Here is a 13,166-nt window from a genome sequence, read left to right as displayed (position 1 = left end):
TTGGAAATTTCATTTCACCAAAAAGCGATTTATTCGATTGCAAGATGCGTTACTTCACAGAAAACAGGCAAAAAAATCCCCTTAAAGCGGCGAAAATCCGTTTAAGGGGAGGGTTCGGCAATTAATACTGGTGAGGCGTCGGACGGTATTGACGCCAGAAGCCAATCAGCGTCAGGTATTTTTGTTTCACCTGCTCGATTAAAGCGGCGTCATCCAGCTCACCCTGCAGCCAGCGGCGTGAAGGCTGGCCAAAAATGGTGCGGCCGACGGCAAATCCTTTCACCCAGCGTGCATCCGCAGCCGCAGCAAAACCGGCTTTCAGCGTTTCTTCCGGCGAATCCAGCCCCAGGATCAATACCCCGCGGCAGTGCGGATCGTTAGCGTCGATCAACGCGCCGACCTGCTGCCAGTGCTCGGCGCTCAACGGCGGCAATTTCCACCAGTCCGGCTTAATGCCCAGCTGATAAAAGTGCTGCAGCATCTCCAGGTAGTAGCTTTCATTCTTGTCAGCGTTACTTTCCGGCAGGATCACCTCCAGCAGCAGTTCATGGCCGGACTTACAGCAGCCGCGATACACGTCGCTAATCAGTTCATCCTGCTCGCGGCGCAGTTCGACGGCGTCATGCGGATGGTAAAACACCAGGCATTTCACTACGTGTTCCTGCGGCCAGTCGATCAGTTGCGAACCGATATTGCCATGCTCCAACCGCAACGGCCGTGAGCCGGGCAGCTCGACCGGTCGACCGATCCACCAGCCCTGGCCGGTGATCTCGTTCAATGCGGCCTGACCATAGGTGGTGTCGGCCAGAATGCCGCTGTTGCCCCGTAGCCCGGCGGCTTCTGCGGCCTGTTGCGCCGCCGTCAGCAGCAGGGTTTTCAGTTTGGGGATAAGTTCTTCGCTGACATTGGCTTCTCGCGCCATGTCCACCAGCTGTTTGCGGTGATCGAAGGCGAACACGCACAGTTCCGGCCATTGCTGTTTACGGGTGGTGACCCGGTGCAGATGGTTAAGCCGCTCATCGCGGTCCGGGCGTTTCACTTGCTGTTCGCGTTGCAGATAGTCATCCAGCTCTTGTTTGCTGGGCATCGCCGGGGCACAACCATGGCGCGAAACTACTAAGGCTCCGCAGGCATTGGCATAGCGGCAGGCCTGATCCCAACCTTCATCGTTCAGGTAACCGCGCAGCAGGCCGGACATAAAGGCATCGCCCGCGCCCAGCACGTTCAGCACCTCAACCCGCACGCCGGAATGCAGTTTTACCTGCTGCCAGTCAGTGGCGATCTCGCCTTCGAATACTGAACAGCCTTGTGCACCGCGTTTGCAAACCAGCGTAGCCTGGGTCGCTTTACGCACGTTTTTCAATGCGGTCAGGGTATCAGTGCTGCCGCCGGCAATATGAAACTCTTCTTCGGTGCCGACGATCAAATCAAAGTGATGCAGTACTTCCTGCAGTTCGCGGGTCACTTTTTCTGACTCGACAAAACGGGTTTCGCCGTCACCCAGCGACGTCAGCCCCCACAGCACCGGCCGGTAGTCGATATCCAGTGCGGTGCGAAGGCCGTGGCGGCGGGCGTATTCCAGCGCCTTCAATACCGCCGCACGGGTGTTCGGGTGTGAAAGGTGGGTACCGGTAATGGCCAGTGCGCGCGAGGATGCGATGTAGGACTCATCGATATCGTCCGGCGTCAGCGCCATATCGGCGCAGTTTTCACGGTAGAAAATCAGCGGGAAGGTTTCCTGATCCTTGATGCCGAGGATCACCAGGCCGGTCAGGCGCTGGGGGTCGGTGATCAGGCTCTGGGTGTCTGCACCGACGCGTTGCAGTTCTTCGCGCAGGAAACGGCCCATATGCTCGTCGCCGACGCGGGCCAGCATGCCGGACTTCAGACCCTGAATGGCGGTGCCGTAGGCCACGTTGCCGGAAGAGCCGCCGAGATATTTGGAGAATGTGCTGGCATCTTCCAGGCGTGCGCCGATCTGTTGTGCATAGAAATCGACGGCAATACGCCCGAGACAAATGACATCAAGCTGTTTTTCTTGTGTAGCCATACCCGTTTCCTTCTGTATTAAGCCAAACCCCGACTACGAAGCATTTTTGGAGTATGAGGAATAAAAATTTCAATTTCAAGATTGAATGAAATTTACACCCCAAAAATGTGATGCATTTAAAACAGTGCCAATACGCCAGCGAAAAGCACTAAAAACCGCGTCCTGCCTGAAGGTAAAACACCGGCAAACGGCAAGGGCATAGCGGGTGCCACAGGCCGACGGTATCAAGGGTTACAGCGAGTTAGGCTGCGGATGGGCCGGGACATCGGTGGGGGCAGGAGGTGCTAAGTCAGTGAATTCTAAAGGCATGGATGAAACGGTGTTTTCATCAATATGCGATCTTTATCGCAAAATGAAATGTTTCTTCTGTAATGTGATTTTATGAAAAATATATTTGTTTATAATCGCTTCACGTTTCAGGTTGTCGGCTTAAGTAGCGCAGCGCGCTGAAAGACGGCGGATATCACACAGCTTCTCAGGTTCGGCATGCGGGTGGTGCCGGAACGGGCGTGACTACTCTAAAAGGGTGAGCAAATGGGCAAGATCCGGTTAACCATGGCACAGGCACTCGTCAGGTTCCTCGACAACCAGTATCTGCTGGTCGACGGTGTGGAAACCAAATTCGTTAAAGGCATCTTTGCTATTTTCGGCCACGGCAACGTGCTTGGCCTGGGACAGGCGCTGGAACAGGACAGCGGTGAGCTGGTTGTGCATCAGGGGCGTAATGAGCAGGGTATGGCCCACGCCGCGACCGGTTTTGCCAAGCAGAAACTGCGTCAGCAGATCTACGCCTGCACCTCTTCCGTCGGCCCGGGTGCCGCCAATATGATCACCGCCGCCGCGACCGCCACCGCCAACCGCATTCCTTTATTGCTGCTGCCGGGTGATGTTTACGCCTCGCGCCAGCCGGACCCGGTGTTGCAGCAGATTGAACAGTCTTACGATCTCAGCATCAGCACCAACGACGCTTTCCGTGCAGTGAGCAAGTACTGGGATCGTATTGTGAGACCGGAACAGTTGATGAGCGCCTGTATCAACGCGATGCGCGTGCTGACTGACCCGGCAGAAACCGGTGCGGTGACGCTGAGTTTACCGCAGGACGTGCAGGGCGAAGCCTATGACTACCCTGACTACTTTTTCCAGAAACGCGTGCACCGTCTGGATCGCCGCCCGGCGACCGAAGGCATGCTGACCGATGCGCTGGCGCTGTTGACCACCAAGCGTCAACCGCTGCTGGTGTGCGGCGGCGGGGTGAAATATTCACAGGCCGGTCAGGCGCTGCGCGAGTTCGCCGAACGCTTCCAGATCCCGTTTGTGGAAACCCAGGCCGGCAAGGGCACGGTCCCGTCCAGCCACCCGTTTAACCTGGGTGGCATTGGCGAAACCGGCTGTTTGGCCGCCAATACCTTGGCCCGACAGGCCGATCTGGTGATTGGCGTGGGCACCCGTTATACCGACTTCACCACCTCGTCCAAATGGCTGTTTCAGAATCCCGACGTCGATTTTCTCAACGTCAATGTCAGCGCCTTTGACGCCGGCAAGCTCGACGGCCTGCAGGTGTTGGCCGATGCCCGCGAGGCACTGTCTGCCCTGGGGGCAAGGTTGGCGCAGGCCGATTACCGCGCCGGTTGGGGTGATGCCGTTGTCGAGGCTCGTCATGCGCAACAGCAGGAAACTGCCCGCGTTTATGCGGTGGAATACACCGGCGAAGGTTTTGTGCCGGAAATCGACGACCATCTCGATCGAGACAGCGTGTTTGCCGAATTTATCGAAAAGACCGATTCGCTGCTGACCCAAAGCCGGGTGCTGGGACTGCTGAATCAGCATCTGCCGCAGGACAACGTGATCGTGGCCGCCGCCGGTAGCCTGCCGGGGGATTTACAGCGCGTGTGGCAGAACCATGGCGAGCACGGTTATCACGTGGAATATGGCTACTCCTGCATGGGCTACGAGGTTAATGCCGCGCTGGGGGTCAAGCTGGCCGAACCGCAGCGCGAGGTGTACGCGATGGTCGGTGACGGTGCCTTTATGATGTTGCACTCCGAACTGGTCACCTCGATTCAGGAAGGCTGCAAAATCAACGTGGTGCTGTTCGACAACATGACCAACGGCTGCATCAACAACCTGCAGATGGAACACGGCATGGACAGCTACACCACCGAATTCCGCTTCCGCAACCCGCAGGGCGGTAAACTCGACGGCAAGCTCGTACCGGTCAATTTCGCCATGCTGGCGGCGGCTTACGGCTGTAAAACCTACAGCGTGACCACCGAACAGCAGCTGATCGAGGCGCTGGCCGATGCGCGTCTGCAAAGTGTTTCTACCCTGCTGGACATCAAAGTGCTGCCAAAAACCATGGTGCACAAATATCTCAGCTGGTGGCGCGTGGGCGGTGCCCAGGTTGCCGACAGCGAAAAAATCGTCGCCGTAGCCCGCAAGCTGCAAGAGAACATCGACAAGGCTCGCGACTACTGATTAACACATTGCTTGATGACTCAGACCTTGCGTCTGCCGCAACTATTTGAAGAGGATAACGAAAATGACACTGAACATTGGGGTTATTGGCACCGGCGCAATCGGTCGGGATCACATTCGTCGCTGCAGCAAAGTGTTGCAGGGCAGCCGCGTCGTGGCGGTGAATGATATCAACCGTGACAACGCTGCCAAGGTAGTGAGCGACCTGAAGCTAGACGCCAAGGTGTATGACAACGGCCACGATCTGGTCAAGGCCGCGGACGTGCAGGCGGTGCTGGTCACCTCCTGGGGCCCGAGCCATGAAGAATTTGTGCTGGCAGCGATTGCCGCCGGTAAGCCGGTATTCTGTGAGAAGCCGCTGGCGGTCACTGCACAGGGCTGTAAAAACATCGTTGAGGCTGAAGCCAAATACGGCAAACGCCTGGTGCAGGTAGGCTTTATGCGGCCTTACGATCAGGGCTATCGTGCGCTGAAGCAGGTGCTGACCAGCGGGCAAATCGGTGAGCCGTTGATGCTGCACTGTGCGCACCGCAACCCCACCGTTGGCGAAGCTTACACTACAGATATGGCGATCACTGACACCCTGATCCACGAGATCGACGTGCTGCGCTGGCTGCTGGATGACGACTATGTTTCGGTGCAGGTGGTGTTTCCACGCAAAAGCCCCAAAGCATTCCCGAATCTGAAAGATCCGCAGATTGTGCTGTTCGAAACCGCCAAGGGCACGCGTATCGATGTCGAAATCTTCGTTAACTGCCAGTACGGCTATGACATCCAGTGTGAAGTAGTGGGTGAAACCGGCATCGCCAAACTGCCAGAGCCCTCCTCAGTGCAGATGCGCAGCGGTGCCCGACTCTCGACCGAAATTCTGACCGACTGGAAAGACCGCTTTATCGATGCTTATGACGTTGAGCTGCAAGGCTTTATCAATGACGTGCTGGCAGGCGCGCTGACCGGGCCTTCAGCCTGGGACGGCTACGCTGCCGCCGTGACTGCCGATGCCTGCGTGGCTGCACAGCTCAGCGGTGAGATTGTGCCGGTGACCCTGCCGCCGCGTCCGGCGTTCTACAACAAGTAGTGTGCTGAACGCCGTACTCATGTTTAAAGAGGAATCACCATGAAGATCGCTTTTGATGTTGATGTCATCAGGAACCTGGGCATCACCAAAATGGTTCAACAGGTGGCGGACTGGGGCTATCAATATATTGAGCAGTCACCGCATCCGCAGATCAATCCGTTCTACAAGCACCCGAAAGCCGGGCGTGAAGTGATGGCGGAATACAAAAACGCGCTGAAGGCCACCGGCGTGGAGATCTCCTCATTTATCGTGGTGTATCGCTGGTCCGGCCCGGGAGAAGATCGTCGTCAGGCGGCAATCAAAAACTGGCGTCGGATGATCGAAATCGCGGTGGAAATGGGGGTGCAGGTGATCAACACCGAACTGGCGGGCAACCCCAATGAGCCGGAGATCTGTGAAGAGCTGTGGTATCGCTCCATGGAAGAGCTGTTGCCGATTATCGAGCGCGAAGGTATCCGCATGGAGATCCAGTCTCATCCTTGGGATTTCTGCGAACTGAGTAACGAAACCGCCGATATCGTCAAATCGTTGCGCAGCGATCACGTTAAGTACCTCTACAGCGTGCCGCACACCTTTTACTACGACAAAGGCCAGGGTGACGTGGCCGGTATGCTGAAATATGCCGGTGACGATCTCTCGCATGTGTTGATCGCCGACACCATGAACCATACCAAACACTGCCGTTATATCGTCAACCCACCGGGTGTCGACGCCGCTGTGCACCAGCATATGGGCATCGGCGAAGGCGAAGTGGACTTCGACATCCTGTTCCAGACCCTGCGCGATATGGAATTTGCCAATCGCAGCTTTAAGGTCGGCGGTGAGTCGATTATCTGCACCTCGCTGTTTGGTTATCCGGAAAGAATGAAAACCCAGGCAGTAGCGACCCGCGAGCGGATCGAAAAAGAGCTGTTGGGCAAATAAATTCCTGGCTGCGCGGGTGAAAATCACCGCCAGGCCGATCTGACTATTGAGGCTGACAATGAATAAAGACAACGTAAAACTGGCCATCGCCCCGATTGGCTGGACCAATGACGACATGCCCGACCTGGGCAAAGAGAACACTTTCCAACAGTGCGTCAGTGAAATGGCGCTGGCCGGGTTCACCGGCAGTGAAGTTGGCAGCAAGTACCCGCGCGATCCGGTGGTGCTGAAACCGATGCTGGATATCCGCGGCATTCAGATCTGCAACGCCTGGTTCAGCACCTTCTTCGCCGATGGCCTGAAAGAAAAAACCATCGATGAATTTATTAACCATATGAATTTCCTGCATGCGATGGGGGCCAAAGTGATTGGCTGTTCCGAGCAGAGCAAGAGTATTCAGGGCACCAGCAAAGGGGTGTTCGAAGAGAAGCCGTATTTTACTGATGAAGAGTGGCAGCGGGTGGCCGAGGGCTACAATGAGCTGGCTAAAATTGCCGCGGGTAAGGGGATGCAGGTCTGCCTGCACCACCATATGGGCACCGGTATTCAGACTACCGCCGAGATTGACCGCTACATGAGCATGGTGAACGACGACGTCTACCTGCTGTTTGATACCGGCCATGCCTACTACTCCGAAGGCAGCCAACAGGCGATGATGGCGATCCTGGAAAAATACCTGCCGCGCATCAACCATGTGCATTTGAAGGATGTGCGTGACGAAGTGGTAGCAGAAGTGAAGGCCAACAAACTGAGCTTCCTCGATGGCGTGAAGAAAGGCACCTTCACCGTGCCAGGGGACGGGGTGATCGACTTCCTGCCGGTATTTAAACTGCTGGATGAGCGCGGTTACAAAGGCTGGATGGTGGTGGAGGCTGAGCAGGATCCGGCGTTGGCCAACCCGTTTGAGTATGCGGTGAAGGCACGCCGCTATATCAAAGAGACCGCCGGCATTTAATCCGGCAGAGGTCTGGGAGGGGCGCTTGAGCAATCAATGCGCCCCTTTTTATTCTTGGTGGGTGTCAGGCGAGGGTTTTCCAGGTGGTGACCTGCCCGCCGGGCCATGGGGTTGCGGCGTAAACGCCACGGGCGATCGCCCGTGCCAGGGTGTCCGCCGCCAGTGCGCCAATTTGCAGCACCGCCAGTTCTCGGCTGCCTTCGACTTCACGTTGGCCGGTGGATAGGGCAAACACCACGTCACCGTCGAACGGGCTGTGCAGTGGGCGGATAGCACGCGCCATGCCGTCCTGTGCCATGATCGCCACGCGTTTAAGTTCTACCCGGGTCAAAGCCAAATCGGTGGCGATGCAGGCCAGGGTGGTGTTTTTTCTGCCGCCTGTCGGCTCTTCCGGCATCCAGTCTTCCCCCTGTCCGTGCAGTTGTGCCAGCGCTGCGGGGCCGCCGTTACCAAACTCACCGTTGATTTCATAGGGTGTGGCCCAGAAGGCGCGAGTGCCGGGAGCCACCACCGATCCCAGGCTGTTGACCGCCACCAGAGCGCCGACGGTCGCGCCGTTAGCCGCGACGATCGAAGCCGAACCCAGTCCGCCTTTCAGCTTGCTCATGCCGGTCATGGCGCCATAGCCTGCGCCCACGGTACCGAGTGGGAAATCATGGCCTGCCTTGCTCGCGGCTTCTATCCCCAGTTGGCGATAAGGTGGATTCAACTGCCAGTCTTTGTCGCCCGCGTTACTAAGATCATACAGGCAGGCGGTGGGCACTATCGGGGAAACCGGCACGCCTGGGGCCGGGCGCAGGGCATAGCCTTTGCCTTGTTGCCCCAGCCAGGCAGCCACGCCGTCGGCTGCGGCCAGGCCATACACCGAGCCACCGCTCAGCACTAACGCATCGATGGTCTGCACCAGGTTATCTTCCCCCAGCGCATCGGTTTCACGGGTTGCCGGGCCGCCGCCGCGCACGTCGACTGCAGCGTTCGCCGGGCGATCCGGCAAGATCACCGTGGTGCCGGTACGCACCCTGCTGTCCTGGGCGACACCGACCCGCAGGCCGGGCACGTCGGTAATCAGGTTACGGGTGCCGGTACGTACGGCAGGAGAAGTTGGCATCGCGGCCCCCAGGAAGGTGGTGGGAGAAAGGATGCCGATAGCACCCGTTACGCAGGCCAGCGTTTGCACAAAGGTGCGGCGGCTGACGGTTAAGGGGCGGTTATCCGCCCCGGTTCCACTATTGTTTTCACTCATAATGAAGGTTTTTTCTGCTGTTCGCTGCGAAAACGCGCCATGTGATGGGAGTCGACCAGTTCGCCGTCGCGTATAGCGTAGGCGCGGCTGGTGCCTTCAATTTCAAAACCGAACTTGCGGTATAGCGCAATGGCGGCCTGGTTGTCGGTAAACACCGTCAGTTCGATGCGTTCGATGGCCGCCCAATTATCACAAAGGTCGATCATCGCCTTCATCAGACTGCTGCCGACGCCTTTACCCTGATGACGATCGTCGACACCAATGCCAAAGCTCGCCACGTGACGACGACGCACGCGCTGATTGAGCATCAGGCCCAACTGGCCGACGATCTGCCCGTCGATACAGGCCACCAGGTTATGGGTACCCGGTTCGAGGTTGGCTAGGCGCTTGTGCCACAACTCGACTGAAGGTAGCGGAAGATGCAGTGTGTCACGGTAAGCCTTTGGCTGAGAGTAAAGCTGATGAAGGGCTTTGGCATCTGCCGTTTCCACGTGACGAACCACTATTTCGCTCATTGCGCTGCTCCTTTGGCTTACCGGTTGAATAACCTCTGAATTTATCCGTTTAATGTATCGAGTCAATATTATTACGTATTGGTTAAAAAAACGCTTTACAGGTGCGAATGATAATGATTATTATTGCGATGCGTTCCGGGGAGAGTATCAACCTTTGGTACCCTCGCTGCGAAGGCACGACATTGCTCACATTGCTTCCAAGTATTACTTAGCCAGCTCGGGTGCTGGCTTTTTTTTTGCCTGTTTTCCACCCCTGCGAGTCCTCAACAAATCCACTGTTAATCGCTTCAAAACTCCATCTAATTTTTTGAACAGAGCGAAGAGTTTTTTGTGCTTTCATATTCTGCTGTCAGGACTAGACTGTAAAAAACATTGAGGAGAGTTGAATATGATTTACTTACGTAAGGCAGAAGATCGTGGTCATGCCAATCATGGTTGGCTGGATAGCTGGCACACCTTCTCATTTGCCAACTATCACGACCCTGATTTTATGGGCTTTTCGGCGCTGCGGGTGATCAACGAAGATATGATCGATGCAGGGCAGGGGTTCGGCACCCATCCGCATAAAGACATGGAAATCCTGACCTACGTGCTGAGCGGCACGGTAGAACATCAGGACAGCATGGGTAATAAAGAACAGATCCAGGCCGGTGAATTCCAGATCATGAGTGCCGGCACCGGGGTGCGCCACTCCGAGTACAACGGCAACAGCGATCGTCCTTTGCACCTGTACCAGATTTGGATCATTCCCGATCAGGTTGGGTTGGAGCCGCGCTATGAGCAACGCATGTTTGATGCGCCACAGGGCCGTCAACTGGTGCTGTCGCCGGATGCACGTGATGGTTCGCTGAAGGTGTTCCAGGACATGACATTGTCCCGTTGGGCGTTGAGCAAAGACGAGCAGGCGGAATGCCCGATTGAAGCCGGGCGTCGCGTTTGGGTTCAGGTGGTACGCGGTAAGGTGGTGGTCAACGGTCAGCAGGCCGGTACCAGCGATGCTTTCGCGGTGTGGGATGAAACTGCACTGTCGATTAAAGCCGATGAAGACAGTGAAATCTTACTGTTCGATCTGCCGCCAGTCTGATTAAGCGGTAAATATCAAGGGCTCACGGGGTGAGCCCTTTTTACGTTGTACCCTTCCATAACCAACAATATCGGCCCCGGTTTTTTTTTGCTAAAATGAGCGCCCATTCACGGTTAGCCAGTTCATTGATAATGAAGAAAAAACGGCCGGTACTCCAAGATGTTGCAGACAAGGTTGGCGTGACCAAGATGACGGTGAGCCGTTATCTGCGTAATCCCGATCAGGTTTCTGCCGTCTTGCAGCAAAAAATTGCCGTCGCGCTTGATGAGCTGGGCTACATTCCCAACCGTGCGCCGGATATCCTTTCCAACTCCACCAGTCGCGCCATTGGCGTCTTGCTGCCGTCGTTGACCAACCAGGTGTTTGCCGAAGTGTTGCGCGGCATTGAGAGTGTCACGGATGCGCACAATTACCAGACCATGCTGGCGCACTACGGTTATTTGCCGGAGCGTGAAGAACAGCGGCTGACCTCGCTGCTGTCTTACAATATTGATGGATTGATCCTGTCTGAACGCCACCATACGGCGCGCACCATGAAGATGATCGAGGTGGCGGGTATCCCGGTAGTGGAGCTGATGGACTGCGTTTCGCCGTGCATCGATCTGGCGGTCGGCTTCAATAACTTTGAAGCGGCGCGCCAGATGACCCAGCAAATCATTGCGCATGGCCATCGCCACGTGGTGTATTTTGGCGCGCGTCAGGATGAGCGTACCATTATCAAACAGCAGGGCTACGAGCAGGCGATGCGTGAATCTGGCCTGCAGCCGTACAGCGTGATGACTGCGCGTTCGTCGTCCTATTCCGCCGGGGGGGAGTTACTGCGTCAGGCGCAGCGCGACTACCCGCAAATTGACAGTATTTTCTGCACCAACGATGACCTGGCAATCGGGGCAACCTTCGAGTGTCAGCGGCAGGGGTTGTCGATCCCTAAAGATATGGCAATTGCTGGCTTCCACGGCCACGATATCGGCCAGGTGATGGTGCCGAAGCTGGCGAGCGTGTTGACGCCGCGTGAACGCATGGGGCAAATCGGCGCCGAACGTCTGCTGGCCCGACTGCGGGGTGAAACGGTCAGCCCACGTATGGTTGACGTCGGTTTCACCGTGATCCCCGGTGGCAGCATCTGATCGGTTTTAAGCCTTTGTTTGAGCAATTTTAATTCTGCAACCGCGCCGTCCGGCGCGTTTTCATTCCTCTCTGTAAGCTTGTCGCCTGTTACCCCCATAAGTTTGATCTCTATCCCAGAACGCGAATTTTAGCCCGTTACCCGGTTCCGGCGATCGGGTTGTTACCGGTATCATGATACCGGTAACAATGAGCGAGCGGTGATATTGATCCAGATAGAACCTTTGCCTCAGCACCACCTACAGCTCGTCTTCTAACACCGGGAAGAGCCTAAAAATAAAACAAACGCGTGCTTTACGGCCTATCGTAAAGAGGTCTGCGATAAAAAGGTTGGAGAAAAATTATGCCATTAGTGATTGTTGCAGGCGGCGTAGCGCTGCTGCTGCTGCTGATGATTCGCTTTAAGCTGAACGGCTTTATCTCTCTGATTCTGGTTGCTCTGGCGGTCGGTATCACCCAGGGTATGCCAGTCGATAAAGTGATCGGCTCCATCAAGGCCGGCGTTGGCGGCACGCTGGGCAGCCTGGCGCTGATCATGGGCTTCGGTGCCATGCTCGGCAAGCTGCTGGCGGACTGCGGTGGTGCTCAGCGCATCGCCACTACGCTTATCGACAAGTTCGGTAAAAAACACATTCAGTGGGCAGTGGTGCTGACCGGTTTTACCGTCGGCTTTGCCCTGTTCTATGAAGTCGGCTTTGTACTGCTGTTGCCGCTGGTATTCAGTATCGCCGCTTCTGCCCGCGTGCCATTGCTGTATGTCGGTGTGCCTATGGCGGCTGCGCTGTCGGTCACCCACGGTTTCCTGCCGCCGCACCCTGGCCCAACGGCGATTGCCACCATTTTCCATGCCGATATGGGCAAAACCCTGCTGTACGGCACGCTGTTGGCTATTCCAACGGTGATCCTGGCCGGCCCGGTTTACGCTCGCTTCCTGAAAGGCATCGACAAGCCGGTACCGGAAGGCCTGTATAACCCAAAAATCTTCACCGAAGCGGAAATGCCAAGCTTTGGTATCAGCGTTGCGACTTCTCTGGTGCCGGTGATCCTGATGGCGCTGCGTGCGGTAGCCGAAATGGTGCTGCCGAAGGGCCACAGCGTACTGCGCTTTGCCGAGTTCTTCGGTGATCCGGTGATGGCAACGCTGATTGCGGTGCTGATCGCCATCTTTACCTTTGGTCTGAACCGTGGCCGTACCATGGATGAAGTGATGGGGACCATCACCGACTCGATCAAAATTATCGCCATGATGCTGTTGATCATCGGCGGTGGCGGTGCGTTTAAGCAGGTGCTGGTCGACAGTGGCGTAGAGAAATACATTGCCGCGCTGATGGAAGGCAGTAACGTCTCGCCAATTCTGATGGCATGGTCGATTGCTGCCGCGCTGCGTCTGGCGTTGGGCTCGGCTACCGTGGCGGCAATCACCGCGGGGGGCATCGTAGCTCCGCTGATCGCCACTACCGGCGTCAGCCCGGAACTGATGGTCATTGCGGTCGGTTCCGGCAGCGTGATTTTCTCTCACGTCAACGACCCGGGTTTCTGGTTGTTCAAGGAGTACTTCAACCTGAGCATCATGGAAACCATCAAGTCCTGGTCGGTGCTGGAAACCATCATTTCAGTCTGTGGTTTGGTGGGCTGTCTGCTGCTGGCGACGGTCGTATAAAATACCCGTCGCCTTTCAAGCCGCAGCGTTGTTACCTGCACTCGCTCACCCCAGTTA

10 protein-coding genes are annotated in these 13,166 nt (G+C 56.4%); 7 read left to right on the top strand and 3 right to left on the bottom strand.

What is annotated here, in order from left to right:
- Positions 1–121: 121 nt before the first annotated feature.
- Complete coding sequence (locus tag F8R23_RS19630) at positions 122–2,050, bottom strand: bifunctional 5-dehydro-2-deoxygluconokinase/5-dehydro-2-deoxyphosphogluconate aldolase (RefSeq protein WP_129939109.1); 1,929 nt, start codon at positions 2,048–2,050, stop codon at positions 122–124.
- Positions 2,051–2,584: 534 nt separating this feature from the next.
- Here F8R23_RS19630 and iolD point away from each other — a divergent pair.
- The 4 genes from iolD to iolE all read left to right on the top strand — a co-directional run bounded on the left by iolD (position 2,585) and on the right by iolE (position 7,482).
- Complete coding sequence (gene iolD, locus F8R23_RS19625) at positions 2,585–4,525, top strand: 3D-(3,5/4)-trihydroxycyclohexane-1,2-dione acylhydrolase (decyclizing) (RefSeq protein WP_151415916.1); 1,941 nt, start codon at positions 2,585–2,587, stop codon at positions 4,523–4,525.
- A gap of 64 nt (positions 4,526–4,589) precedes the next feature.
- On the top strand, positions 4,590–5,603 hold the full coding sequence (iolG, locus tag F8R23_RS19620) for a bifunctional inositol 2-dehydrogenase/D-chiro-inositol 1-dehydrogenase (RefSeq protein ID WP_151415915.1): 1,014 nt from the start codon (positions 4,590–4,592) through the stop codon (positions 5,601–5,603).
- Between the two features lie 39 nt (positions 5,604–5,642).
- Positions 5,643–6,527, top strand: a complete 885-nt coding sequence (locus F8R23_RS19615) for a sugar phosphate isomerase/epimerase family protein (RefSeq protein WP_151415914.1) — start codon at positions 5,643–5,645, stop codon at positions 6,525–6,527.
- Between the two features lie 58 nt (positions 6,528–6,585).
- The gene (gene iolE, locus F8R23_RS19610; RefSeq protein WP_112349149.1) at positions 6,586–7,482 is read left to right on the top strand and encodes a myo-inosose-2 dehydratase; all 897 of its coding nucleotides are present in this window, start codon (positions 6,586–6,588) and stop codon (positions 7,480–7,482) included.
- Between the two features lie 64 nt (positions 7,483–7,546).
- Here the strand turns inward: iolE and F8R23_RS19605 are convergent, their stop codons facing one another.
- Both F8R23_RS19605 and F8R23_RS19600 read right to left on the bottom strand, forming a co-directional pair.
- The gene (locus F8R23_RS19605; protein WP_112349148.1) at positions 7,547–8,725 is read right to left on the bottom strand and encodes a P1 family peptidase; all 1,179 of its coding nucleotides are present in this window, start codon (positions 8,723–8,725) and stop codon (positions 7,547–7,549) included.
- Positions 8,722–9,240 (bottom strand): GNAT family N-acetyltransferase, encoded by a 519-nt coding sequence (locus tag F8R23_RS19600; protein WP_129936977.1) that lies wholly within the window; start codon positions 9,238–9,240, stop codon positions 8,722–8,724. Before F8R23_RS19600 ends, F8R23_RS19605 begins: the two co-directional genes overlap by 4 nt.
- A gap of 388 nt (positions 9,241–9,628) precedes the next feature.
- On the opposite strand from F8R23_RS19600, the gene F8R23_RS19595 reads away from it, so the two are divergent.
- From F8R23_RS19595 to gntT, 3 genes are all read left to right on the top strand, one after another.
- Complete coding sequence (locus F8R23_RS19595) at positions 9,629–10,324, top strand: pirin family protein (protein ID WP_112349146.1); 696 nt, start codon at positions 9,629–9,631, stop codon at positions 10,322–10,324.
- Between the two features lie 131 nt (positions 10,325–10,455).
- Positions 10,456–11,451 carry a gluconate operon transcriptional repressor GntR gene (gntR, locus tag F8R23_RS19590; RefSeq protein ID WP_099063478.1) on the top strand — a complete coding sequence of 332 codons (996 nt, stop codon included), beginning with the start codon at positions 10,456–10,458 and terminating at the stop codon, positions 11,449–11,451.
- A 341-nt stretch (positions 11,452–11,792) separates the two neighbouring features.
- The gene (gene gntT / locus F8R23_RS19585) at positions 11,793–13,109 is read left to right on the top strand and encodes a gluconate transporter (RefSeq protein WP_085119868.1); all 1,317 of its coding nucleotides are present in this window, start codon (positions 11,793–11,795) and stop codon (positions 13,107–13,109) included.
- Positions 13,110–13,166 lie beyond the last annotated feature (57 nt).

Origin of the sequence: Serratia proteamaculans, from assembly GCF_008830365.1 — a bacterium.
Taxonomy (GTDB): domain Bacteria; phylum Pseudomonadota; class Gammaproteobacteria; order Enterobacterales; family Enterobacteriaceae; genus Serratia; species Serratia proteamaculans.
This window is presented reverse-complemented; position numbering and strand designations above follow the sequence as displayed.